At 62.2% G+C, this 24,393-nt stretch carries 21 protein-coding genes and 1 pseudogene; 7 read left to right on the top strand and 15 right to left on the bottom strand.

Annotation, left to right across the window (positions count from 1 at the left end):
- Positions 1 to 83 precede the first annotated feature (83 nt).
- On the top strand, positions 84 to 1,022 hold the full coding sequence (locus ACXMDY_RS07905; RefSeq protein WP_457767548.1) for a class I SAM-dependent methyltransferase: 939 nt from the start codon (positions 84 to 86) through the stop codon (positions 1,020 to 1,022).
- A gap of 178 nt (positions 1,023 to 1,200) precedes the next feature.
- Here ACXMDY_RS07905 and ACXMDY_RS07900 read toward each other — a convergent pair whose 3' ends face one another.
- Positions 1,201 to 2,052 carry a methyltransferase domain-containing protein gene (locus tag ACXMDY_RS07900; protein ID WP_259700956.1) on the bottom strand — a complete coding sequence of 284 codons (852 nt, stop codon included), beginning with the start codon at positions 2,050 to 2,052 and terminating at the stop codon, positions 1,201 to 1,203.
- 220 nt (positions 2,053 to 2,272) lie between these two features.
- A complete protein-coding gene (locus tag ACXMDY_RS07895) occupies positions 2,273 to 5,185 on the bottom strand; it encodes a glycosyltransferase (RefSeq protein ID WP_457767585.1) in 2,913 nt (970 codons plus the stop codon).
- On the opposite strand from ACXMDY_RS07895, the gene ACXMDY_RS07890 reads away from it, so the two are divergent.
- Positions 5,099 to 5,305 (top strand): hypothetical protein, encoded by a 207-nt coding sequence (locus ACXMDY_RS07890; protein ID WP_457767592.1) that lies wholly within the window; start codon positions 5,099 to 5,101, stop codon positions 5,303 to 5,305. The two genes, ACXMDY_RS07895 and ACXMDY_RS07890, sit on opposite strands and share 87 nt — an antisense overlap.
- Here ACXMDY_RS07890 and ACXMDY_RS07885 read toward each other — a convergent pair.
- On the bottom strand, positions 5,278 to 6,357 hold the full coding sequence (locus tag ACXMDY_RS07885) for an FkbM family methyltransferase (protein WP_259700954.1): 1,080 nt from the start codon (positions 6,355 to 6,357) through the stop codon (positions 5,278 to 5,280). The genes ACXMDY_RS07890 and ACXMDY_RS07885 overlap by 28 nt on opposite strands.
- A 551-nt stretch (positions 6,358 to 6,908) precedes the next feature.
- Here ACXMDY_RS07885 and ACXMDY_RS07880 point away from each other — a divergent pair.
- Together ACXMDY_RS07880 and ACXMDY_RS07875 are read left to right on the top strand one after the other, a co-directional pair.
- A complete protein-coding gene (locus ACXMDY_RS07880) occupies positions 6,909 to 7,334 on the top strand; it encodes a nucleotidyltransferase substrate binding protein (protein ID WP_259700953.1) in 426 nt (141 codons plus the stop codon).
- Positions 7,331 to 7,681 carry a nucleotidyltransferase domain-containing protein gene (locus ACXMDY_RS07875; RefSeq protein WP_259700952.1) on the top strand — a complete coding sequence of 117 codons (351 nt, stop codon included), beginning with the start codon at positions 7,331 to 7,333 and terminating at the stop codon, positions 7,679 to 7,681. Before ACXMDY_RS07880 ends, ACXMDY_RS07875 begins: the two co-directional genes overlap by 4 nt.
- On the opposite strand, the gene ACXMDY_RS07870 is transcribed toward ACXMDY_RS07875, so the two are convergent.
- Positions 7,617 to 7,847 (bottom strand): AbrB/MazE/SpoVT family DNA-binding domain-containing protein, encoded by a 231-nt coding sequence (locus ACXMDY_RS07870; protein ID WP_259700951.1) that lies wholly within the window; start codon positions 7,845 to 7,847, stop codon positions 7,617 to 7,619. The two genes, ACXMDY_RS07875 and ACXMDY_RS07870, sit on opposite strands and share 65 nt — an antisense overlap.
- Before the next feature lie 121 nt (positions 7,848 to 7,968).
- Here ACXMDY_RS07870 and ACXMDY_RS07865 point away from each other — a divergent pair, with 121 nt between their 5' ends.
- A complete protein-coding gene (locus ACXMDY_RS07865) occupies positions 7,969 to 8,859 on the top strand; it encodes an N-acetylmuramoyl-L-alanine amidase (RefSeq protein ID WP_259700950.1) in 891 nt (296 codons plus the stop codon).
- 497 nt (positions 8,860 to 9,356) lie between these two features.
- Here the strand turns inward: ACXMDY_RS07865 and ACXMDY_RS07860 are convergent, their stop codons facing one another.
- On the bottom strand, positions 9,357 to 10,325 hold the full coding sequence (locus ACXMDY_RS07860) for an FkbM family methyltransferase (protein WP_457767547.1): 969 nt from the start codon (positions 10,323 to 10,325) through the stop codon (positions 9,357 to 9,359).
- Positions 10,326 to 10,563: 238 nt separating this feature from the next.
- On the opposite strand from ACXMDY_RS07860, the gene ACXMDY_RS07855 reads away from it, so the two are divergent.
- Entirely contained in the window at positions 10,564 to 11,325 is a 762-nt protein-coding gene (locus ACXMDY_RS07855) for a hypothetical protein (protein WP_457767591.1), read from the top strand.
- Between the two features lie 44 nt (positions 11,326 to 11,369).
- Here the strand turns inward: ACXMDY_RS07855 and ACXMDY_RS07850 are convergent.
- A pseudogene (locus ACXMDY_RS07850) lies at positions 11,370 to 11,516 on the bottom strand (AbrB/MazE/SpoVT family DNA-binding domain-containing protein); the annotation flags it as partial.
- Positions 11,517 to 11,620: 104 nt separating this feature from the next.
- Entirely contained in the window at positions 11,621 to 13,552 is a 1,932-nt protein-coding gene (locus ACXMDY_RS07845; RefSeq protein ID WP_259700947.1) for an ABC transporter ATP-binding protein, read from the bottom strand.
- 367 nt (positions 13,553 to 13,919) lie between these two features.
- Between ACXMDY_RS07845 and ACXMDY_RS07840 the strand changes: the two genes are divergently transcribed.
- Positions 13,920 to 15,017 (top strand): TIGR03790 family protein, encoded by a 1,098-nt coding sequence (locus ACXMDY_RS07840; protein WP_259700946.1) that lies wholly within the window; start codon positions 13,920 to 13,922, stop codon positions 15,015 to 15,017.
- On the opposite strand, the gene galE is transcribed toward ACXMDY_RS07840, so the two are convergent.
- The 8 genes from galE to ACXMDY_RS07800 all read right to left on the bottom strand — a co-directional run bounded on the left by galE (position 14,969) and on the right by ACXMDY_RS07800 (position 24,312).
- Complete coding sequence (gene galE, locus ACXMDY_RS07835; RefSeq protein ID WP_259700945.1) at positions 14,969 to 16,048, bottom strand: UDP-glucose 4-epimerase GalE; 1,080 nt, start codon at positions 16,046 to 16,048, stop codon at positions 14,969 to 14,971. The two genes, ACXMDY_RS07840 and galE, sit on opposite strands and share 49 nt — an antisense overlap.
- Entirely contained in the window at positions 16,045 to 17,031 is a 987-nt protein-coding gene (locus tag ACXMDY_RS07830) for a GDP-L-fucose synthase family protein (protein ID WP_259700944.1), read from the bottom strand. The genes galE and ACXMDY_RS07830 overlap by 4 nt, the downstream gene beginning before the upstream one ends.
- Positions 17,032 to 17,245: 214 nt before the next feature.
- Entirely contained in the window at positions 17,246 to 18,361 is a 1,116-nt protein-coding gene (gmd, locus tag ACXMDY_RS07825; RefSeq protein ID WP_259700943.1) for a GDP-mannose 4,6-dehydratase, read from the bottom strand.
- A 122-nt stretch (positions 18,362 to 18,483) separates the two neighbouring features.
- Complete coding sequence (locus ACXMDY_RS07820; protein WP_259700942.1) at positions 18,484 to 19,212, bottom strand: Bax inhibitor-1/YccA family protein; 729 nt, start codon at positions 19,210 to 19,212, stop codon at positions 18,484 to 18,486.
- A gap of 62 nt (positions 19,213 to 19,274) precedes the next feature.
- Positions 19,275 to 20,267, bottom strand: a complete 993-nt coding sequence (locus ACXMDY_RS07815) for a PhoH family protein (RefSeq protein WP_259700941.1) — start codon at positions 20,265 to 20,267, stop codon at positions 19,275 to 19,277.
- A gap of 11 nt (positions 20,268 to 20,278) precedes the next feature.
- The gene (gene rpsP / locus ACXMDY_RS07810) at positions 20,279 to 20,722 is read right to left on the bottom strand and encodes a 30S ribosomal protein S16 (protein WP_259700940.1); all 444 of its coding nucleotides are present in this window, start codon (positions 20,720 to 20,722) and stop codon (positions 20,279 to 20,281) included.
- 98 nt (positions 20,723 to 20,820) lie between these two features.
- A complete protein-coding gene (gene ffh, locus ACXMDY_RS07805; protein WP_259700939.1) occupies positions 20,821 to 22,308 on the bottom strand; it encodes a signal recognition particle protein in 1,488 nt (495 codons plus the stop codon).
- A 72-nt stretch (positions 22,309 to 22,380) separates the two neighbouring features.
- Positions 22,381 to 24,312 (bottom strand): IMS domain-containing protein, encoded by a 1,932-nt coding sequence (locus tag ACXMDY_RS07800; protein WP_259700938.1) that lies wholly within the window; start codon positions 24,310 to 24,312, stop codon positions 22,381 to 22,383.
- Positions 24,313 to 24,393 lie beyond the last annotated feature (81 nt).

The following is a 24,393-nucleotide window of genomic DNA, read 5'->3' as shown; positions in this document are numbered from 1 at the left end:
GGTTTCGCAGTGTTTGTGCTACCTTTATTAAATTGTAGTTGATTGCGTCTAAAGTCTATTGTTTTTATTGTAGTTAATGTAGAGTGCTGCACATCGCTATGAAAAATTTAGGTGTTAACATGTTTCACTTTTTCCCGAAACGACTCAAGACTGCTTTGAGGAACAAATGGTTGTTCTTCGTGCGGCAGGACTTGATTCTTGACCGCCTTACCAAGTTGGAGGAAAGCGTAGAGAACTACCGCGTGCACGAAATTGCTCAATATCTTATCAAATCTCATTGGGCTGTTTTAGATCGATTGCATCTTCTCGCCGAAAAGGATCGTATTTTATGCTATCTGTGCGGCCATGAAGATGACAAATCTGCTTTTAAATGCTACTCCAGCACGTGCATCTTTCTTGGTGGTGAGTTAATTCGCCGGCAATGTCCTTGCTGTGATGTAATCTTTGGGCCGGCGAAGGTGCTCGAAATGGAGGAGGAGATGTTAGAGTTTGATTATCGTTTGCATTATCAACTCTACTCTGAAGGTGATTCAACCGACAGGATCCTACGAAGCTTTGAGCTATTGGGCTTGAAGAAGGAGGGTGTGTATCTTGATTATGGGTGTGGTGTGGCTAAGCCTAAGGCTCTTTTAACTCTGCGTTCACAGGGATATCAGATCTATGGGTTTGAACCTTCTCTTGTGAATTCCTCAGATTGGGTCTTTGCAACGACTGAGGAGCTTTCTCGATATCGATTCAACGGAATTATCACTCATAATGTACTTGAACATTTAACCGATCCTATTGGAGTAACATCAATGCTGAAAGAGCTTTTACTGCCTGATGGAAAGCTTGTTCATGCCACACCATGCTATGATTATCTTTACGAGTATACTCGGTTCCATGTATTTTTCTTTATGGGAAGGTCGCTTGAATTCTTGGCTGCTTCAGCAGGAATGAAGCTCTGTGAATTCATTCAATCGGATGACTCAGATTACATGGCTGCAGTCCTTACTCCTCTAGGCGGGATGACTGATGCTTAACGGGAATCAGTTGGGAACCCTCTCCAAGTTAAGCAGCAGATTAAATAGAGCTGTCATGGTTGAACTATCTTTAGACTCTTTGTATTCCTGTCTGCAATGTAATTTTATTGATGACTTCCATCGGTATTGTCTGGTGATTTCTGCACTGCGAAAGTTTGGCGGCAAACCCCCTTGTTGGCTAATACTTTCTTATGATGAGTAGGATTGAAGTGCTGATGTAATCTCCAAGCTTTAGCTTGATGTGCTGGCGATTGTGGGAGTAATAGGGAGGATAGTCATAACCGATGTCGTTTGGTTCGCTGCCTGCTTCAAAATCAAGATTTTCGATTGCCGCGTTCTGGAGGCGCAATCTCCGATCAAGGGCCTCAATATCACGTCGACGATAAATCACGCTGTCTCCATTCTTTATGGTATCTTCATTTGAAGAAACATTGTACTCAGTTGTATGCACTGCTAGCCCACCGGGTTGGAGCAATTCGAGTGAATTGCAGACAAAGTTTATTCCAGCTTCCAATGAACCTAAATGTTCAAACGAGCAAGAGCTCCACATAAAGTCGTAAACCTTACTGTCCAAGACACTTAACCGATTCATGTCAACTGGTCGAAACTTAACTCGATCTTGGAACTCCTGATGCGAAATTAGGCCTGGCCAATTCGAATCCTCTATGCCCTTGGCGAGCTGACCGCTTTCGTTCCATTGGGAAGCTATATCTCCTGATGGGTAATCAGTTGCAGTAACTGTTGGCCCATAGCTTGCAAACATTGATGCTAACGGCTCTTTCCCAACTGCGAAGCCAATACCTTCTCTGCCATCCACGAGCATACCCCGCTCTTCTAGAGCCTCTGAAATTGCGCACCACTCCCATAGTTTACGGTGCATACATTTAAAACTCATGCCATCCCAGACTGGTTGCCAAACTGCCTTTTCCTCTTCGTCAAGTTTTTTGAGGCCATTCTTGATTATGTTGCACCATTTGTTGTACCATTCTGATCTGAAATCAACTTCTCGGCAAAGGGATGACCGTAGCATGTGGATTGCTTGGTAAAGGTGTATGGTAAATTAGCTTATTTATTTTTGGATTTGCCTGCTGGAAAGCAATGCGACCACGGCGTCATGGTTCGTATACGATTTGGATTGAGCTCCACCACCCTAATTGTTGGCTGCTTTGATTGGTGGCATGTCAAGAGTGTCCCAATGCAAAAAGAGAGCAATATTACTGCTAATTGCATGCGTTCCATCCTGTGGATCTTCAAGCTGCGTCATTCTTTTCCAAAAGCATGAGTAACCATTCAGCGCTCTCCTGCCACGAGATTGTCTTGATATCTTCTGGCGGTGGAAATGGAGAAGCTTTGTTCTGTTGCATCCATTCACTCATTGCGTTGGCAAGGGCAGCGGGATCATCGCCTGTAAAGTACTTGGCAGCATGACCAGCCACTTCTTGAAACACTTTAAGGTCACGAAGCAGCAAAGGGATGCCATATCGCGCGGCTTCAACTACGGGCAGACCAAACCCTTCAGCCATTGATGGATTAATGCAACAACTTGAGGCCTTGTAGATCAAATCTAAATACTCATCTGATATCCCTTCAAGCCAGTGCAAGTTCTTATCGTGTAATGGATTCTGTCTAATCTCTGTTGCAAGCTGTTCCATGTTCCACCCTTGACGGCCCACGAAAACGAGATTAAATAACTCTCCTCGATCCCAGAGTAGATTTGCCGCAGAATATAGTTGAAAATGTCCCTTCCTTGGTTCGATCGTTGAAACGAATAGGAAAGTCGGACTTTCTTTCAGCTTTGTAAGAACTTCGTGAGCATTTTCTGGCAATCCGTGACTCGGTTTGGCTCCATCCAAAGCTGATCCAAGATGAAACCAACGTATTGCTCTCATTGGGTTCTTCAGCTCGGGATGCTCTTGCAGCCACAGTTCCACGTCTTCGGCTACTGCCTTGGAAATACAGATCAGATGATCAAACTCTGCTGCTTGCTCCAACCATCGGGTGAATAGCTGTCGATGTTCCCGGCCGACATAATCTGGACAAAGTATAGGAATTATGTCGTAGACTACAAAGTGGACTTTAGCGCCATTGGCGCTAAGTCTGTTCAGGGCTTCGCTCCCCCTATACATTAACTGGATGTTCAAATCGAGACCCAGAAATGCATCGCCTTCCTTTGCCTCAACGGGTTCATCCTTGCTCCATTCTCCTCCCAAGGCAAGAAACTTCAATGAATACGCTCGCGCATAAAGAAATTGTCCTTCATCGTTGAGATAAATCGGTTCAACCTGCCATGGGATGCATGGATCTCTGAGAATCTGGCTAAGAACTCCCTTGATGACTCTCTGAATTCCTGATTTTCCGTCGTGTCGAACCACTACGCTGATGTCCACCAGCAACTGGCGCCGCCGCTTCGGTGAGTGTCTCGGCAGGCTGTTCGCCAGCGACTGGCAGATGGCCTCCGCAGCCTGGCCTGACTTCGCCGCCAGCTGCAGAGTAGCTGGCTCCTTGAGCAGGCCCAGGACCGGAGTGGCTGCCTGGTAGAGCCGATCCAGGTGACAGGCCAGATTCGCCAGCGGAACGTCGGGCCCGATCACCCCGAGCGAATCCGATTCCAGCAATTCGGTGCAAGGGTAGCTGGCAAGGTCTTTGAGCGATGCACCTTTCGCAACCGCTAGCAGGCCCGGGTAGCCGTGGCAGCGTTGCAGCTCCCTCAGCCATCTTTCGATTCCCCTGCTGCGGTAGAGCTGGTCCAGCTGGCTAGCCAGCAGTTCCACCACCGCTGGAACGCTCTCCAGCAACTCCAGCCCATAGGAGTAGGCGGGGTGATCGGCCAGGGCGATCAGCACCCGCTCGAAGCGGTGTTCTCCCTGGCGCAGCTGCTCCTGGTTGTCGGCGCTGATCACCGTTACCTGGTAATCGTTCTGGAGCTCCGCCAGCACCTGCTGGTGATGGTCGTGCTGGGGCAGTTGAGCGGTATGCACCGGAGCCACGTAGGCCAGCTGCGGTTTGTTGGCAGAAGGCGGGGCTGCCGGCTGGTCTGCAGAGGCGGCCAGCTGCTCCAGGGCCGCCAGGGCGGCGGCGGCGGTGGCCTGCCAGGAAAAGCGCCTGGCCTGAACTGCGGCGTGGGCCTTCAGATCGAGCCGGAAGGGTTCGTTGCGGAGCACCTTCTCAATTCGCTCGGCGATCGCCGCCGGGTTGAAAGGGTCGAACAGGGCATCGGCACGGCCCATCACCTCCGGCAGGCTGGAGCGGTTCGAGGTGAGCACGGCCGCTCCGCACTGCATCGCCTCCAGCACCGGCAGCCCGAAGCCCTCATGCCAGCTGGGGAACACGAAAACGGTGCAGGCGCGGTAGAGCAGGGCCAGGTCGGCATCGGAGAGATGGCCGGCGATCACCAGCTGTTGATCGGTGATTCCCACCGAACGGGCCAGCTTGCGAAGCCCGGCCACGGCCTGGGGCTGGGCGGATGTGCTGATGCAGAGCTGGTGGGTGTTCTGCAGGTTGCGAGGCAGCAGGGCGTAGGCCCGGATCAACCCGTCCAGGTTCTTGCGGGGCTCCACCATGCCGTTGCCATAGAGGAAGCTGCCGGCCAGACCGAAGCGCTCCTGCAGATCCAGGCGCTCAGCCTGGCTGAGGTCGGCGGCGCTGAAGCCCGCACTGCCACCGGTGGAGATTGCCACCACCCGCTCCGGCTCGATCCCCAGGTGCTGTTCCAGCTCCCCCTTGGTGGAGTGGGAGATCGCCAGCAGCAGGTCTGCGCGTTTGAGTTCCTCGATTTTCTGGTGGTACCAGATCCGTGTGGGCTCGAAGCTGAGGTAGGTATCGGGGTGAAGAAAGGGGATCAGGTCATAGGCGATCACCGCCGTTGGCACAGTTCGGATCGGCTCGATGGCCGTCACTGCTGCGCCGCTCTGATCCTCAAACAGGCTGCCGATCAGCAGCACATCCGGCTGGCAATCGTCGATCACCGCCTGCAGCAGGCGGCGGTTGAAGCCTCGGCGTTCGTCTTCGCTCAGGCCGCCATCGTGGGAGGCCCCCACTGGGCTGAACACCCGAAAGGAGCCCGGGCCAACCCGATCGTGGAGGTCCTTGCGAAGGTCGCGGGCGGCATCGGCCAGGCGCTCGTTGAGCAGGATCTGCACGGAATGGCCCCGCTGATCACACAGCGGCAGCAGGGCACGGGTGAATTCACGCAGATAGCGGCCGATGCCGCGGTGGCGGCTCTCCGTCTGGGCACCCTGCAGATCCAGCAGGATTTTCATGGCCGCACCAGCCAGCGGGCGTAGCGGCTGGCCGTGGCCGTGGGCAGCACCGGGCTGGGCACCGGCAGGGGGCGGGGCTTCAGCAGCCCAGCGTGCTCGGCCCAGGCTCGCAGCGGCAGGCGATGCTGAAGCGAGCGGCCCGGCCGGCTGTGGGCAGCCCGGCGCAGCAGCCGCGACAGGGTGCCCCGGACCCGGCGGCTGGCAGTTTGCAGCTGCCCGGGCAGCGGCGAGAGAACCTCAGCCCCGTGGCGAGCCGGGCCGCTGAGGCGCCACCAGGGGCTGGAGCGGATTGCCTCCAGCTCCGCCTCCACGGCGCGGGTGTGGCGGCCCAGGGCCTCCAGTTCTGCCTGGGCTTCTTGCCAGGTGCCGCCGCAGAGTGGATGGCAGGGCCTTCCCCCCAGCTGCACCCCAGCAAGCCCCAGCGGTGGGCTGGCCAGGGCTGCGGCCAGGTCGTTGTGCTCCTGGCTCACATAAAACCGGTTCACGCCATCGAAGCGGGCGCAGCTGTAGCCCTTATGGATCAGGTGGTGCTCCCAGGCGGCATGGGTGTCGGCTCCGCTGGTGGGATGGAGGCTGTTCACCACCACGATCCAGGGGTGAAAACGGAGGCTGCTCCAGCCCGCCAGCACGTCTGCCTCCATGCCCTCCACGGCCACCTTCAGCCAGTGGATCTCCTTGCCCTCGGCGTGGCGCTCGAAGATCTGATCCAGAGTGTGCAAACGCACCTCGGTTTCTCTGAGCTGGAATCCTGCCAGCACCCGCTGAGCAGCGATCAGCGGATCAGCGCAGGAGTGGGCCGTTCCCTTGAAATCGAAAAAGTGGAGTGAACCCGAGCTGGCGCCCAGGGCCACCGGCTCAAGCGCATCTTCAGGCCGCTCCTGGGAAAGGGCGATCACGACATCAGCGGCAGGTTCCACCAGAACACCCCGCCAGCCTCTGGCGTAGAAGCCACAGCTCACGGATTCAGCAATCGGATCTCCGGCTCCCACCTCGATGTAAAAGCCCTCAGAAACGTCGTGGAGCGCTCGCCAGAGAATCAGATCTTCAAGGTCTCGGCCATAGGCGGTGAAGCTCATCGGGCTGGGGATAATGTCTGATGATTAACAAGTGAGTGAGACAATAAAGGACGGAGTGATGGGTTGTTCAGGAAATCAGCTTTCATCGTGTAGAGGTTGTCTGGATGGCTTTGAGCGGTGGCCAGAAAGATGCTGATCGCTCTAACTCGCTGCATCGGATTCGGCACACTGCTGTCATGAAGGATGTTGGGGTGGCACCCTGGGCTTTCCGTATTCGTGGGAGTGCGTCAGTTCCTGTCCCAGCTCAATCGAAGCCAGGGTGATTCAGTGCTCCCGTATCTCAGCTGACAGCCCAGGCGCCGCAGCTGATCGCAGCAGGCCACGATCGAATCTTGCCAAACACGATCGAATCTTGCCAAAGCCGAAAAACCCTCGCTGCGCACCAGGCGCTTGGTGGTACTCAAGGTCACGCCGGACCAGTTCTTCCGGCTCCAGCGGCACAGCCGGGCCCTGAGGGCCAGCCCAGCCGATCCATTCATGCGCCGAAGCGGTGTGCCGTAGAGCTTTCGGCATGGACCAGACTCACACCACCGATTGCAACTCCTGAAGCCATGGCGGAAGCGGATGTGCGCTGGCTTCAACGCCTGGACAACTACAGCCGCGCTCTTGCCACCCTGCAGCGGGCCATCGCAACGGCCCGCTCACGCCCTTTGAGCGAGCTTGAGGAACAGGGGTTGATCCACGCTTTTGAGTTCACCCATGAACTGAGCTGGCAGCTGTTGAAGGATTTTCTGGTGGACCAGGGCGTGAGTGGGATCAGTGGCTCGCGGGATGCGGTGCGGGAGGCTGTGGTCAGGGATCTGCTCAGGCCAGACAGCGAAGCCATCTGGATGGGGATGATCCGCAGCCGTAATCTCACCAGCCACACCTACAACCCCTCCCTGGCCCGCGAGATTGCCACCCTGATCGTGGAAACCTATGGACTGGAGCTTCAGGCGCTCCATGATCAGATGGCTCAGCGGGCCAGGCAGCGTTGACGATACCCACACAATCGATTGGATCAGAACCGATCCTAGCCGGCATTCCTGGCCTTTCGGCTGAGGCCACAACCCAGCTGCTGGAGCGGATTCACTGTCATCCAGCAGTCCGGCGAGTGATCCTCTACGGATCACGGGCGCTGGGCCGGCATCGCTCCGGATCCGACATTGACCTGTGCCTGGAGGCCCCGACCCTCGGGCTCGGTGAGCTCCTGTTGCTCGGTGCCGAACTGGATGATCTGCTGCTGCCGTGGCGGATCGACCTGCAGCTCCAGCACCTGATCAATCACCCCCCCCTGAAGGAGCACATCGCCAGGGCCGGTGTGGTGCTCTGGGAGCAGCCGTGATCGGCCTGCTGGGGGCCGCTCGGCCATGGCAGAACCTGTGCATGTTCAGCCCATGTTCAGCAGCTTCCGCTGCTGTGATGCGTTGGCTGGGCACCAATTCGATCCGGCCTGGCAGCGCGATCACCTGCAACTGCTGGCCCGGTGACAGCCCGAATTGCTCACGCACCCGCTTGGGGATGACGACCTGATCCCTGTGGACAGCTCCATGCCGCAGGTACTTAGAGCGGCTACCGTCCGGCCGGGCCTCCCCCACTTGGCCTCCTCCACCCGTTCGCCACCCCGTTGCGATGGCCCCCACGATCTACCTGCACTGGAGTGCCACCCCCTACAACTGGGTGCGCTCCGGGCTGTATCACACGATCGTGGCCGGGGATGGCCATCTGCACCGGCTGCATTCCTACACGATCGATCTCAACGCCCACACCTGGCGGCGCAACAGCAATGCCGTGGCGATCTCCTGCGCCTGCATGGGCGGCCGTCCTGATCCCTGGTCGATGCCGCCCACCGAGGCCCAGATCGAGGCGATGTGCCGGGAGGTGGCGGCCGTGGCCCGCAGCTGGGATTGGCAGGCCGCCGACATTCGCATCGAGCGGGTGATGACCCACGCCGAAGCCGCCTCCAACCGGGATGGGCGCGTCATGCATGACAACTACGGCCCGGTGGCCTGGGGCGGCACCGGCGAGCGCTGGGATTTCATGCAGCTTCGCAAGGGCGGGCCGGCCGATGGCGGCGAGGAGTTGAGGCGTCGGGTCCGTGCCCTGTTGAGCGTCGAGCCCGATCCAGACCCTGGCCAGCCAGCCTTGGCCTTCCGCCGCAGGGCCACCATGGCCGCCCGTGGCACCGAACTGGCGGTGGAGATCGACGCGAATGGCACCTCCTGGGCGCTCGCCGCCGACCTGCTCTCCCTCTACGACATCCCCTACGAATGGAATCCAGCCCAGCGGCGCATCCTGATCGGCAGCACCGACATCGCACCCACCTACCGGGAGGATGGGGTGCAGGCCTCGATCGGCCACCCCCTGTTTGAAATGGGGCTGCAGGGTGGCAACGCTCCGGTGATTCTGCGGGGCATCCTCCGCAACGACCGGGCCTGGTGCCGCGTGCTCGAATTCGCCGAGGAGTTCGGCATCACGGCCTTCTTCCAGCCCTTTGCCCTTGGGGAACGGCGGGGAGGTTAGAGATTCGGTGAATCTAATCTTTCCAGCTAGTAGACTACTGTGGCAATCGTACCTTAATGCCACGACTCTTATGTGCTATCTGCTGGCCCGTAGACGGATAGGTGAAGGATTCCAGCATCGAGAATGAAATGCTTCAAGACTCTCTGGAGTTCCAATCATGGTGGAATACGATTGACGACTTGGCGGCTTCGTTGCCTTTGCCTACGCACAAGAGAGTCCGTCATTGATCATGATGCCATTGGAAAAACTCTTCTAATAAGTGTTTCACTCGTGCTGAGTAGATCATTTGCCCAATGGATCTACTGCTCATTTTATTGCAATGACTTGTTGGTGAGAATCATGTCCATCTACGTAGGGCTCTTATGCCTTCGCTCAATTATGCTGAGTCTTATCTGGAAAATACTGTTGGATGGCTAACAGAGCCATCTGTCTTCTTTCAAGTGGTCCTTTCTGTTACCATCATCCATGGGATCATTCGATCTGCTGATCTCAATCTTCTACTTCGGTGTTGATTGTCGGATGAGGAGCAGGTCAGTGTGAGGGTGATAATCTTTTCTGGTGTCGGCCAACATTTCTTGATAGAGAGATTCCAGCTGCTCAAGCGTTAGCGGAACATTATCCTCCCAGGAATCGCATCGAGTATCATAGATATAATGACACGATCCAAGAAAGTCAAAAAGATTACGCTTGCCTCCGGAGCGTTCCAATCCGTAGGGCCAGAATTCGGAAACGATGTAACAGGCTCCATTGGCAAGGGCTTTCTTGCCACTCGACATGATATGGCCTTCGTGCCCTTGTGTGTCCATCCAAATTAGTGTGGTAGCCAGGTCCGGTTGTTGGGCTTCGAGAAAGTCGTCAAGCGTTGCGGAAGGCACTGTTGATGTCTCGCGCATCTGTTCATCATCAATTGATGGAGATAGATGATCTGTTTTTGTGCGAATTCTGTGGTCCCCGAAATTTCCTGGCGAGAGCTCAAGAATAATTGGCTCACTGTTGTCAGACAAGGCTATCCGAAATGGACGAATCTTTTCCTCCGCCTGATTTAGTAGAATGTTGCATCTTAGGAGATTGAAATTGTTGAAATCAGGCTCTATAGCTATTCCCAGGCTGAACTGTCCTGTTTGAACGGCGTGAATAACATGAGTGCCAATATTAGCTCCTATGTCCAAGAAGGTCGTTGGCTGAAAACCAAAAGACCTTATTAGAAATTGATTTACCTCTTTGATTTGTCTTTCTTGGAAGCTTCCATGAAGTAGCAACGATTGCCCAATCACCTTGTCTGACTTGTAGGCGATCATGTGTCCGTAATCGGTTTTCGCGATGCCAAATTCAGATCGATCACTTGCTGTTGGTGTCTGAGCTCCTTGGTCAGAGACTGTGCCAGGCTTATTGCCAATGTCGATTGCGAACTTGCTTCTCACCTTCTTGAAAAGTGGTGAAAGGGCTTCTCGAAAACGTGCTCTCATATTCTAGTGGCAACGCATCCTGGCGGGTCAACCTTACATCGAAAGTTACCCGTTGAACAGGTTTGCACTCTTCGTGATCCTGGGTCGGGGAAAATGAAGGTGAAGGATCTCTTTCTGACAATTAGCAAGAGTGCCAATCTCTATCTCCCTAAGTACCCATGATGCGCTTCGCTGCCGTTTCGGCTGATGCTCAGATTACCCTGCCACTCCCAGACATGCGATCCAGCCTCCCCAGCCGGTGCTTCCTTTTCCCTCTTGGGCTCTCGCCGCCGATCTGCTCGCCCTCTACGACATCCCCTATGAATGGAATCCCGCCCAGCGGCGCATCCTGATCGGCAGCACCGACATCGCCCCCACCTACCGGGACGACGGCGTGCAGGCCTCGATCGGCCATCCCCAGTTCGAGATGGGCCTGCAGGGCGGCAACGCGCCGGTGATCCTGCGCGGCATCCTCCGCGACGACCGCGCCTGGTGCCGGGTGCTCGAATTCGCCCAGGAGTTCGGCATCACCGCCTTCTTCGAGCCCTTCGCCCTCGGCGACCGTTTGAACCAGGAGGCCAGCGGTGCGCTCGGGCGCATTCATCAGCGGGCCGAAATCACGGAGATCACCGGTGACCAACACATCAGCCTTGCAGGCATGGGCTGCCCGATAGATCGGCCAGTCTTTCTCAGGCAACCCGGCAGGACAAAGCACATCGCAGTCGTCACTCACCAGGCGGAGGCCATCAATACTGGCCAGAAAACGATCCATACAGTGGGGAAATTTCCGGGCCAGGTTTCGCCGGGCTTCCTCCTTGGCATAGGCACTGGTGGCCAGTTGAATCAGGCCGGATTGTCCCAGCGTGATCAGGAAAGCAGCTTTTCCATCCGGATTGTGAGCCGCTGTGAACAGCACATTGGCATCAAGAAACAGGCGCTTCGCCCCAGCTGCAGCCGCCTGAGGATGGTGTTGCGTGCGCTGACCGAAAGCCGGTCGGCACGATCCCACTCCTCGATCTGAGCATCGCTGTAGAACTCCTGTTCGAGCACCTCAGCGGGCTTGAGACGCAGCTCTCCATCCAGCTCTTCCACGATCACCACCCCGCCCGGTGCGATGCCCAGATGCCTGCGCATCCCGGCAGGCAAGGTGATCTGGCCTCGACTCGACACCGTGAGAACCTCGCGAGCTCCAATGGACTGAGCGCCATCCATTCGGCAACCTCGTGGACTTTCATGGTTTCTGATTTTCAGCGGAATGGCAACTGCCGCTGACCTGATTGGTCGATTCAGAGGACTGACCAGGCAGGAGGCTTTGCTCAGGGCTGGCTCAGCAGGGCCGTTTGCGGAGCCACGCCCGGGCTGGCCTGGTGTCCCCACAGCTGCGCGTAAAGGCCGGCTCGCTCCAGCAGCTCCCGGTGGCGGCCCCGCTCCATGATCCGGCCGTGATCCAGCACGGCGATCTGATCGGCATTCACGATCGTGCTGAGCCGGTGGGCAATCACCAGCACCGTGTGCTCCCGCTCGAAGCGCTCGATCGCTTCTTGCACCAGCCGCTCGCTCTGGCTGTCGAGGGCACTGGTGGCCTCATCGAGAATCAGCAGTTCCGGTTTGCGGAGAATGGCGCGGGCAAGCGAAATCCGTTGCCGCTGGCCGCCGCTCAGCCGGTAGCCCCGCTCTCCCACCAGGGTGGCCATTCCATCCGGCAGCGCCCTGATGAAGCCCATGGCCTGGGCCGCCTCGGCGGCGGCTTCGATCTCGATCCGGCCGGCCCACGGGCAGCCGTAGGCGATGTTCTCCGCCAGCGAGGCATTGAACAGGAAGGTGTCCTGGCTCACCACGCCGAGACGTTGCTGCCAGCTGCCCAGCTCCAGATCGGCCAGGTCGGTGCCATCGATCAGGATGCGCCCCGAGGTGGGGGCGTAGAGCCCCACCAGCAGATCGGCGATCGAGCTCTTGCCGGCCCCGCTTGCCCCCACCAGCGCTGTGGTGCTGCCTTTGGCCAGGCTCAGCTTGATCTCCTGGAGGGCTGGCGGCAGGCCGGCCGCGTAGCGCAGCCCCACCCCCTCCAGTTCGATCGCGGTGTGCAGCGCCTCGAAGTGAATCCCGCCCTGCCGCCGGAACTGTTTGCCGGTGGGGGCCAGGATCTCGTTCAACCGCTCGAACCGGCCGGTGTTCTCGGCGATGCCATTGAAGGTGCCGGCGATTCCCGCCAGGCGCATGTTCAGCCGTTGCAGGGCCAGCACGAAGGTGACCAGGCTCGGCAGCACCCCGGTGCTGCGGGCTCCGAACACCACCAGGCTCAGTCCGGCGATCACGGCCATCGCCAGGATCGGCAGAAACGACGACACAGGCCCGACGATGTTCATTAACAGGCTCTGCCGCCGCAGGCCCTGCTCCAGGTCCCCCATCCGGCTCCTGAGGTTCTGATCCGCAGCATCCAGCTGGCCGCTGCTGTGCAGCAGGCGCAGGCCCTGAAAGTCTTCGGTGATCCGGGTGCTGATCGCCAGCTGGCTCTGGGTGACCCGCTGGGCCTGCCGGCTGATCCGAGGCAGCAGCTGGTTCTGCATCAGGGTGATGGCCAGGGCCAGGCCTGCGGCCAGGAGCAGCAACCAGGGCGAGAGGGTGATCAGGATGGCCAGGTACACCCCGGTGAGCAGCACCTGCAGCAGGAGCCCGCTGGTCAGGGAGATCTGGTTGCTCACCGCCTGGGGCCCTCCAGCGGCGTAGTCGGTGAGATCACCCACCCGGTACCGGCTGGCGCAGGGGTAGGCGAAGCTGAGGATCTGGCTGTGGATGCGGGCCGTGATCAGGGCATTGCAGCGGGCGCCGAAGTAGGCCACGCTCACGCCGTTCAGGTAGCGGGTGAGGCTCTGGGTGGCCTGCAACAGCACGGCCAGGGCCATCAGGATCAGGAAGATCGGGGTGCGGGGCAGCCCGGTGAGCAGCTCCACCAGCCCCGGGAAACGCCCCACCAGGGGATTGCTGGCCCAGTCCATCGCCGAGCCGCCAGCCGCTGACACCGGCCTGCTGAGCAGATCCACCGCCAGAAAGATCACCCCCAGGGTGGCCCCTTCGCTGAACGCCTCCACCAGGCTGGTGCCGAAGTTGAGCGCGATCAGCCGCCATTGAGCCCGCGCCGTGGCCCGGATCAGGGCGGGTGCCGGCTGCGCTCCGATCAGGGGCGCCAGCACCGAACCACCCAGGATGCGAACAACCCGTTTCAGCGGTGGTGGCAGGCGAACAGGCAAGGCAGGCGGAAAGCTGGGTTTGGAACAGGGATGGCAGGTGGGTCGCCGAAGCCAACTCAGCCGTTGACGGCGACCTCACGCCCAGCCCTTGGCTGGATTAACTGAGTAAAGGGTGAGAAGATCGTGCAAATTCGCCCAAATGAGTTGGTTAGGCTGTATCGATCAGCCTGCAATTTGCTACTACAACCCCAATTCAACTGCTCTGAACTTGATTTTAACGCATAAGCACACCATGGGCATCAGATGCCGGTTGGGCGCAAGCCAGGCTCAAGCTGCCTCATTTCCAGCGCAACACCTATAAGACGGGAATCGTTTGTTTCACCGAATTCACAGCCTATTTCAGGTTTCGCCCATCGTTGTTCGAGCCGTGCTTCGCCCCCTCTCGCTGGCCATGGTGATCCTGTTGCCCGCCTGGATCGGCAGTGATGGTGCCCGGCTGGATGGGGCCATTTCCAGCCGCGCCGATCCGGGCCACTTCCACGATCCCCCCAGCGATCCCCGGCTGGGTCCACTGGATCGGCGCCACCTTGCCGTGGTGATCAACCAGGCCGATCCGCTCAGCATCGCCATCGGCAGCGAGTACGCCGCCCGGCGCCGGATTCCCGCCGCCCAGCTGATCCGGATTCGCTTCCCGCCGGCCCCCCAGCTCAGCCCCGCCCGATTTCGCGCCATCCGGCAGCAGGTGATCCGGCGCACCCCCGCCCATGTGCAGGTCTATGCCCTGGCCTGGGCCACTCCCTATCGGGTGGGCTGCCTCTCGATCACCACCGCCTTCGCCTTCGGCTACGACACCCGCCACTGCGCCGAGGGGTGCCGCTTCACCCGGATCAATCCCTTCTTTGCCAACGGGTCCGTGCGCCGGCCCTGGGATGCCCTGGGGATTCGACCCACCATGCTGCTGGCCGCCGCCAGCCCCGACCAGGCACGCCGCCTGATCGGCCGGGGCCTCGCCGCCGATGGCACCCGCCCGCCCGGTACCGCCTACCTGCTCAGCAGCAGCGATCCGGCCCGCAATGGGCGCGCCCTGGGCTACGACCGGGCCCGGGCTGCGGTGGGCGAGGGGTTCCGGGTGCAGATCCTCAAGGCCGATGCCCTGCGCAACGCCCGCGATGTGATGTTCTATTTCACCGGCCTGGCCACGGTGCAGGAGCTGAACTCGAACCGGTTCCGGCCCGGCGCCGTGGCCGATCACCTCACCTCCTACGGCGGCCAGCTCACCCCCGGCGGCGAGCCCACCGAAGCCGGTCAGATGAGTGCCCTGCGCTGGCTGGAGGCCGGCGCCACCGGCAGCTACGGCACCGTGGTGGAGCCCTGCAGCATCCCCGCCAAGTTTCCCGATCCCGCCCTGTTGATGCTCTTCTACCGCCGTGGTGACACCTTGATCGAGGCCTACTGGCGCAGCGTGGCGATGCCGGGTCAGGGGGTGTTCATCGGAGAGCCGCTGGCCAGGCCGTGGCGGCGCTGATGCCAGGCCCAGGCGTGCTCCAGGATCGTGGTGAGCTCCGGGAACCGCGGCTGCCAGCCGAGTTCCTCCCGGGCCTTGCGGGCGCTGGCCACCAGTTCCGGCGGGTCACCTTCCCGCCGCGGTTGCACCTTCACCGTGAGATCGAGGCCGGTCACGGCCCGGGCGGCTTCGATCACCTGCCGCACCGAAGCGCCGCTGCCGTTGCCGAGGTTGTAGATCAGCGGTGCGCTGCTCCGCCCCTGGCGGCGCAGGTGCTCCAGCCCGAGCACATGGGCATCGGCGAGATCGCTCACATGGATGTAATCCCGGATGCAGCTGCCGTCCGGCGTCGGGTAGTCATCCCCCAGCAGCTGAACCTCCGGGCGGTGGCCGGCGATCGCATCGAGCACCAGGGGGATCAGGTGGGTTTCGGGGTTGTGGTCTTCGCCGAGATCGCCGGCCGGATCGGCGCCGGCGGCATTGAAGTAGCGGAAGATCACGCTGGGCAGGCCATAGGCGCGGGCGAAATCATCGAGCAGTTGCTCCACCATCCACTTGCTGCGGCCGTAGGGATTGATCGGCTGCTGGGGCGTGTCTTCGGTGATCGGCACCTGCCCAGGGATGCCGTAGGTGGCGCAGGTGGAGGAGAACACGATCGGAATCGGGCTGGTCCGTCGGCCCTGCCCGTCTCCCTGGCTCGGCTCGATCAACGCTTCGAGCAGGGTGAGCGTGTCCCCCAGGTTGTTGCGGTAGTAGCGGGCGGGGGCAAGCACCGATTCACCCACGTAGGCATAGGCGGCGAAATGCAGCACCGCCTCGATCGGAGCCCCCCCGGCGGCCAGGGCTGGGTGTGAACCGCTGAGCACCTGATCGAGCAGGGCCCGGTCGCCCACCTGGCCCACCACCAGCGGCACCCGCAGCACCTCCTCCACCACCGCCCGATGGCCGTACACCAGGTTGTCGAGCACAACCGGTTGATGGCCGGCCCGCTGCAGGGCCCGCACCGCGTGGCTGCCGATGTAGCCCGCTCCGCCAGTGACCAGAACCCTCAATGGCGCTGCAGGCCGGCCGCCTGTCTGTCCTGGCCGTAGGTTGCAGCGATGCGTTGCAACCCCTCGCTCAGGGGAATCCGGGCTTTCCAGCCCAGGGCCGCCAGGCGGCTCACATCCAGCTGCTTCTTGGGGGTGCCATCCGGTTTGCTGGTGTCCCAGTGGATCTCGCCCCGATAGCCCACGGCGTCTGCCACCAGGTCGGCCAGCTCCCGGATCGGCAGATCGACGCCCGTGCCCACGTTGAGGAACTGCAGGGGATCGGGGTGCTCCGGGGTGATGGCGGGCTGCCAGCTCTCCAGGCAGAACACCGCCGCATCGGCCAGATCATCCGCATGCAGGAACTCCCGCAGCGGTGAGCCGCTGCCCCAGCAGCTCACGCTGGCCGCGCCGGTCTCCCTGGCTTCATGGAAGCGACGGATCAGGGCCGGCAGCACATGGCTGTTGGTGGGGTGATAGTTGTCGCCAGGCCCGTAGAGATTGGTGGGCATCAGGCTGATCGCATCAAAGCCGTGCTGCTGGCGCAAGGCTCTACAGAGCTGGATACCTGAAATCTTGGCGATTGCATACCACTCGTTGGAGCCCTCCAGGGCCCCGGTGAGCAGGGACTCCTCCCGGATCGGTTGGGGGGCGAACTTGGGATAGATGCAGCTGCTGCCCAGAAACAGCAAGCGCCGCGACCCCTGGCGCCAGGCGTTCTCGATCACATGGTTCTGGATCTTGAGGTTCTCGAGCAGGAAGTCGGCGGGGTAGGTGGCATTGGCGAGGATGCCGCCCACCTTGGCCGCCGCCAGCACCACCACGTCCGGACGGTTGGCCGCAAACCAGCCAGCCACCGCCACAGGATCGAGTAGATCCAGCACGTCGCGCCCGGCGGTGAGCAGGTTCGTGTAGCCCCTCCCAACCAAAGCCCGGCAGATGGCACTGCCCGCCATGCCCCGGTGCCCCGCCACAAAGATCCGATCCGACCTGTCAATCAGCCCCATTCCCCACCCCTTCTCTCCTTTTTCGCCGTCATTCCCACCGTCCAGTCTCCTGCTGCCAGCCCTCCATACCCCCCGCTTCCCAAAGCCTCCCCATCCCCATCCCCCCCACTTGCCATCCCACCACTTCCCTACCGCCTGCTCCCCGCCCAATGCCGTGAGGGGGTCCTGCAGGCCGTCTGAGCAGCGCCAGCTGCGTAACGGCCGAAAGGCCCCCTCACGGCCTGACCAGTGCTGGTGGATTCTCCATCGATCCCACCACCGTGAAGCCCTCGCGGCGCAGGGTGGCCTCCTTGGCGGCCTCCTGCACATCGGCGGCCACCATCTCCGCCACCAGCTCCTCCAGGGTGGTGGTGGGGGTCCAGCCCAGCTTCTCGCGGGCCTTGGTGGGATCCCCCAGCAGGGTTTCCACCTCCGCCGGCCGGAAATAGCGCGGATCGATCCGCACCACCGTGGCGCCCGTGTCGGCGCGCTGGCCGATTTCGGTCAGCCCCTCGCCGCTCCAGTCGATCCCCCCCCAGCCCAGCTCGAGAGCACAGAGCTCGATGAAGCGCCGCACGCTCTCCTGCCGGCCGGTGGCGATCACATAATCCTCCGGTGTCTCCTGCTGCAGCATGCGCCACTGCATTTCCACGTAATCCCGGGCGTGGCCCCAGTCCCGCAGCGAATCGAGGTTGCCCATGAACAGGGACTGCTCGAGGTTGGCGTCGATGCGGGCCAGGCCGCGGCTGATCTTGCGGGTCACGAAGGTTTCGCCGCGGCGGGGGCTCTCGTGGTTGAAGAGGATGCCGTTGCAGGCATACATCCCATAAGCCTCGCGGTAGTTGACCGTGATCCAGTAGGCGTAGAGCTTGGCCACCCCATAGGGACTGCGGGGGTAGAAGGGGGTTGTCTCCTTCTGGGGAATCTCCTGCACCAGCCCGTAGAGCTCGCTGGTGCTGGCCTGGTAGATGCGGGTTTTGCCGGTGAGGCCGAGGATGCGCACCGCCTCGAGGATGCGCAGGGTGCCGAGGGCATCGCCGTTGGCGGTGTACTCAGGGCTCTCGAAACTCACCGCCACATGGCTCTGGGCGCCGAGGTTGTAGATCTCATCCGGCTGGACCTGCTGCACGATCCGGATCAGGTTGGTGGAATCGGTGAGATCGCCGTAGTGGAGCACCAGGCGGGGATCGCTCTCGTGGGGATCCTGGTAGAGGTGGTCGATCCGGCTGGTGTTGAAGCTGCTGGCTCGCCGCTTGATGCCGTGCACCTCATAGCCCTTCTCCAGCAGCAATTCGGTGAGGTAGCTGCCGTCCTGGCCGGTGATGCCGGTGATCAGGGCAATCTTGCTCATGGGCTGGAGGGGGCCAGGTGCGCCTGGGCGGTTAAGGGGAAGGGGCATTCCAACATGAAAAAGCCAGGGAAAACTCCCTGGCTGCGGCTCGGTTGGCAAGCCCTGGCCTGGCTCAGCCTGGCTCAGTCCCTGCGGCTGCCGCCGTTGAGGGCAATGATCAGGCGCAGGATGAAGATGAACAGGTTGATGTAGGTGAGGTACATCCCCAGGGCGCCGGCCAGATATTGATCGTCGTTGTAGGTGCGCGGCATCGTGTAGAAGTCGACGAAGGCGGCACCAACGAACAGCACCGTGCCGAAGCCGGCGATCAGCAGCTCGAAGCCGTTGCCACCGAAGCCCGGGATGAAGATCCCGCCCACGATCTGGACCACCATGGCGATCAGCAGGCCGACGATGCCGAGGCCCACCACACCGCTGAGCGCCTGACCGATGCTGTCGCTCATGTTGCGACCCACCACCGAGGCGATCACGAAGGTGATGCCGGTGGCCAGGGCAGCCGTGCCGATCGCGCCGATCCCGGCGGTGCCGATCGCCAGCGCCACGATGCCGCTCAGGGTGAAGCCGGTGAGCAGGCTGTAGACAGCCAGGATCGGCAGGGCGGTGCCGTTGTTCCCTTTCATCGCCGCGTTCTGGGCGATGAAGAAGAGAACGAAGTTACCGATCAGCGACACCCAGAACAGGGGCATGAAGATCGGGCTGCCGATCATCGACAGACCGCCGACCACGCCGGCTGCCGTGAGCACCATGCCGCCGCCCACATAGGGCAACGCCTTGTTGACCACGTTCGGGCCGACGAGGGCACCCTGCTGGGCCTCGCGGATCGCTTCCTGGAAATTGCTGCTGGCCGGCATGGCTCTGGGGTCGAACTTCTCCATCCTGACAGCGACGCCGAGGCTGTGGAGTGTGGATCTCCCTATCTGAGCCCGTCCTGCCGCTGGGCCTGGTCGTGGCGCGCGTAGGCCTGCACCACCCGCTGCACAACGGGATGGCGCACCACGTCGGCGTCGGTGAGGGTGCAGATCGCCACCCCCTCCACCCCGGCCAACACCCGGGCGGCTTCGGCCAGGCCACTGATCTGGTGGCGTGGAAGGTCCACCTGGCTTGGGTCACCGCTGACCACCATGCGGGAGTTTTCCCCCAGCCGGGTGAGCACCATGCGCATCTGGGCCGCCGTGGCGTTCTGGGCCTCATCGACGATCACGAATGCGTCGGCCAGGGTGCGGCCGCGCATGTAGGCCAGCGGTGCCACCTCGATCACGCCACGCTCGAGCAGGCCGCCGGTGCGCTCGGCACCCAGCAGGCCATGCAGGGCGTCATAAAGGGGGCGCAGGAAAGGGTCCACTTTCTGCTGCAGATCACCCGGCAGGAAGCCGAGCCGCTCCCCCGCTTCCACGGCAGGCCTGGTGAGGATCAGCCGCTCGACCCGCCGCTCCTGCAACATCCGCACCGCCAGAACCGCGGCCAGCAGGGTTTTGCCGGTGCCGGCCGGGCCCAGGGCCAGGGTCAGGTCGTGGGTCTCGATCGCCTCCACATAGGCGCGCTGCCCTTCGGTGCGCGGGCGCAGCAGCTTGCCGCTGGAGCTGCGCACCAGCACTTTTTCGGTGAGGCTCCGATGGGCGGCGCTGCGGCCGCCATCGAGGGCGATCAGGGCCGACTGAAGATCGGCCTCGCCCACCGTCTGACCTTCCATCCAGAGCGGCCGCACCAGCTCCACGAGGGCTGCGGCCCGCTCCAGTTGGGCTGGCTGGCCCTGGATGACCAGTTGCAGCCCGCGCAGAACAATCGAGGCTCCCGTGAGGGCCTCCATCCTTCTGAGGTTGGCTTCCGCTCCACCAGAGAGGGAGAGGGCAGCGGTTGGATCGGGAAGATCAATCGAAAAGAAGGAGCCCCGTTCAAGTCCGGCCATGGGCCGGCTGCTCAAGCTTCGGCGCTGATCGGTTCGGGTTCCGGCTCGGCAGCTTCGGCCGCCGCGGCTGCTTCTGCGGCTGCAGCTTCTTCTTCAGCAGCCTTGGCAGCCGCTGCTTCGGCCTTGGCCGCGGCCGCTTCCTTGGCTGCCTGCTGGATCAGGGCTTCGCGGGCTGCGGCTTGCTTCGCTTTGCCCACGGTTTCACCCGGGCGGATGGTTTTCTCGATCAGGCCACCTTTCTCCAGCAGGGAGCGGACCGTGTCGGTGGGCTGGGCGCCCTGGCTCAGGCGCACCCGGATCGCCTCGGTGTCCAGGCGGGTTTCCTTGGTGCGTGGGTTGTAGAAGCCGAGCTCCTCAAGCGGCCTGCCGTCGCGGCGGGACGTGCTGTTGGTGACGACCAGACGGAAGCTTGCTTCCCGCTTTTTGCCGAACCGCTTCAGGCGGAGCTTGATCATCGTTGCGTTGCTGACTGGGAGAACCTTGGGCAGGCGGTGACATCACACGCCGAATCTCACCCTACCGCCTGGGGTGCCCGGCTGGCCGCCGCCAACCCTCAGAGCTGGCCGAAACCCTTGCGTTTCTTGGCCGGCCGCGATGGCTTGCGGGCAGGGCCGCCCCTGGCTGTCGCTCCCGCCATCCCCGGAGCGGCACCGGGCATTCCAGGCATGCCCTGCATTCCCGGCATCCCGGGCATTCCAGGCATCCCGGGCATTCCAGGCATTCCCGGCATCCCGGGCATCCCGCCGCCCCGGGTCATCTGCTGCATGAAGCCGCGCATCTTCTGGAAATCAGCCAGCACCTTGTCGACATCGGCGGGGGTGTGGCCGCTGCCGGCGGCGATCCGCCGCCGGCGGGAGGGCTGGGCGGCCAGCAGCTGGGGTTGCTGACGTTCCGCTTCGGTCATCGAGCCGATCATCGCCTCGATCCGCTTCAGCTGGGCTTCCCCCTGCTTGAGCATGCCGTCGTCGATCTTGTTCATTCCCGGGATCAGCTTGATCAGCCCGCCCAGGGATCCCATGCGCTTGATCATGCGCATCTGCTGGACGAAATCCGAGAAGTCGAAGGAGGCCTCCTGCAGCTTCTGCTGCATCTTCTCCACATCGGCAAGTTCCACCTCCTTGCTCGCCTTCTCCACCAGGGTGAGCACGTCGCCCATGCCCAGGATGCGGCTGGCCATCCGCTCGGGGTGGAAGGGCTGCAGCGCCTCCACCTTTTCGCCGGTGCCGATGAACTTGATCGGCGCGCCGCTCACCTGGCGGATCGAGAGGGCCGCTCCACCGCGGGAGTCGCCATCCAGCTTGGTGAGCACCGCTCCGGTGATGCCCACCTGCTCGTGGAAGGCGCGGGTGAGCTCGGCGGCCTCCTGGCCGATCATCGAATCCACCACCAGCAGCACCTCGTCGGGAGCGGCAGCGGCGCGGATCCGCACCATCTCCTCCATCATCCCGGTGTCGATCTGCAGCCGGCCGGCGGTGTCCACCAGCACGGTGTCGAACCCCTCGGCGCGGGCCTTGGCCACCCCGGCGGCGGCGATCGCCTCCGGCTTCGCGTCGGTGCCCAGGCTGAACACCTCCACGCCGATCTGGGCACCAAGCGTGGTCAGCTGATCGATGGCGGCCGGACGGTACACGTCGGCGGCCACCAGCAGGGCCCGGCGCCCCTGCTCCTTGAGATGCAGCCCGAGTTTGGCGGTGGCGGTGGTCTTGCCCGCCCCCTGCAGGCCCGCCATCAGGATCACGGTGGGGGCCGTTTCGGCCACCGCCAGCGGGGCGTTGGCACCGCCCATCACCTCCACCAGCGCCTGGTGCACCAGCTGGATGAACTGCTGATCCGGGCTCACCCCCCGCACCACCTCGGCGCCGATCGCCTTCTGGCGCACGTCGGCGATGAACAGCTTGATCACCTCCAGGCTCACATCCGCTTCGAGCAGGGCGCGACGCACCTGCTTGAGCGCGCCATCGACGTTGCCTTCGGTGATCCTGTCCTGGCCCTTCAGGCTCTTGACGGCGTCTTCAAAACGCTGGGAAAGCTCGTCGAACATGGAGGAAGACCGGGTGATCGGGCTAGGCGGGTGGGCGGCCGCCCGCCGATCCTAAAAAGCGGTCCGCCGGGCTCAGCGGCGGGGGCGCCAGCCGGCCAGCTTCCAGACCTCGCCGTCGCGGGCAAACACGTAGCTGTTGCGCAGCTCGATCGGCTCGGTGCGGTCGATCACCGTGCCGGCGCTGTTGGTGGTCTGCTCGCTGTAGCGCAGCCTCGCCCTGGTTTCGATCCGCCTCGGGCTGCGGCTGGTCACCGCCAGCTGCTCCACAGCGGCGTTCACGGTTTGCCGCTGCTGTCGGCTGCTGTTCCGGCCCGCCTCCGCCAGCAGGCTCGCCACCATGGCAGGCCTGGCCAGCTCAGCCAGGGGCCGGCCGGGGGGCTGGCCGGCCAGCACCTCGGCCTTGGCCTTCAGCCAGGCCTCGAGCAGAGCCTTGATCTCGGCGTCGCTCGGCTCGGCTGCCTTGAGGGGCAGGCGCGAAACCGGTGCCGTTATCACAGGGTTTACGGCTGGCTTGACGGCCGGCTTCAGGGTCGGCTTGGCGTCAGGTGTGGTAGCTGGCTGGGGTGCCTGGTTGAGCGGCTTGAAGGCGAACCAGGCACCCCCTGCAACGGCGATGGCGGCGACGCCGGCCGCCAGCGGGAGCAGCCAGCCAGGCCTGCGGCCCTCCCGCCGCCGGCCGGCTGCTTTCGGTTGCGCCGGAGCCGGCAGGGCGAAGGAATCGCTCGAATCACCGAACGCTGATCCCAGCGGCGGCAGAGCCCCGGACCCCGCATCGGCCGGCGTCCAAGCCGTGGCGGTCGGGCCCGGTGGAGCGACCCCGCTCCCTGCGAGGGAGGAGTGGTCCTGCGCCTCCACATAGGTCTGGATGTCACGGTCGGCGAAGTAGGCGTCGAGATCGGCGTCGACTTCGATGTCCCGATAGCCGGGCAGCACCTCCCTGGAGAGCCAGTCGCGGCAATAGGCGCAGATCTGGCCGAGCGGGTCGTCACTGCGTTGCTCGGCCCAGCGGCGCAGATCCGGCTCGGAATCGCTCAGAAAACCGGTCTGGGCGGCGTCGATGCGGCCGAGCAACAGGTTCTGGCAGGCCAGGAACGGCCCTACTCCGGGTTGGCCGCTGTGGATCAGCCGCTGATGGGCCGCAGCGATCCGCTCCGGTTTGCGCTGGGCGAAGCCGGAAGCGGTGAGGGCATAGCTGGCCAGGAACGCCGCCGTCGGCGAGCCTTCGATCGCCCAGCGGCTGAACAGATCCACCTGTTCCTGCACCGTGAGGAACTGACGGATCTGCTTGAAGAAGGCCTGGAATTCCTGCCGCGGCAGCGATGGATCATCGTCTCCTTCCAGCCCACCGCGTTTCTTGACCAGCACGTCCAGCCAGCGGAGGCCTTCCTGGCGCTCGGCTGTGGCGGTGAGATCCCGGCTCAGCAGGTCGAGCACCCGGAAGGGCAGCAGGCTGTCGAGGTCGTCGTCGAGCAGGTGCCGCTGGGCCGGTGCCTGGCCCAGCCGTTGCAGCAGCTGCCTGCCTTGTAGCAGCAGCGAGGCGGCCGCTTCGAAGTGCCGCTCCTGGCTCAGTTCGGTGGCGGCATGACGGCAGGACAGCCCGACCAACAGGCTGAGATCGGACTCGCGGCTGCTGCCCAGCGCGGGGGTCTGGGGTGGTTGGAGGCTGTGGCGAGCGGCTTCGAAGGCCTCCAGGGGCTGGCCGGCCTCCATCAGCAGCAGCAGGCCCCCGACCACCTTGGAGCTGGGAACCTCCAGGCCTGGGGCGCCGGAACTTCCACTGCCCTCGAAGGCGATCAGATCGGCCTCGTAGGCGCTGCGCCTGTCGTCATCGCTGAGCAGCTCGGCGCTGGCACGCAGCAGGTCGGCCCGGGCCTGAAGTCCCTCAGGACTGAAGCCCTGCCCGGGGGGGTTGTCGAGGCGCTGCTGAAGACTGCGCAGCACGTTCTGGCAATCGGAGGAGGGGCTGACCCCAAGCAGTCGGTAATGGTCGATCGGAAGTTCCAACCGCAGCGACTCCCAGACCCCTCGCGGGTGGATTGCTGGTGAGTGTAGGCAGAGGCATCGGTTTTGACGCCCTGGCCTTGT

The sequence above is a fragment of the Cyanobium sp. ULC082 genome, from assembly GCF_977927535.1.
This window is presented reverse-complemented; position numbering and strand designations above follow the sequence as displayed.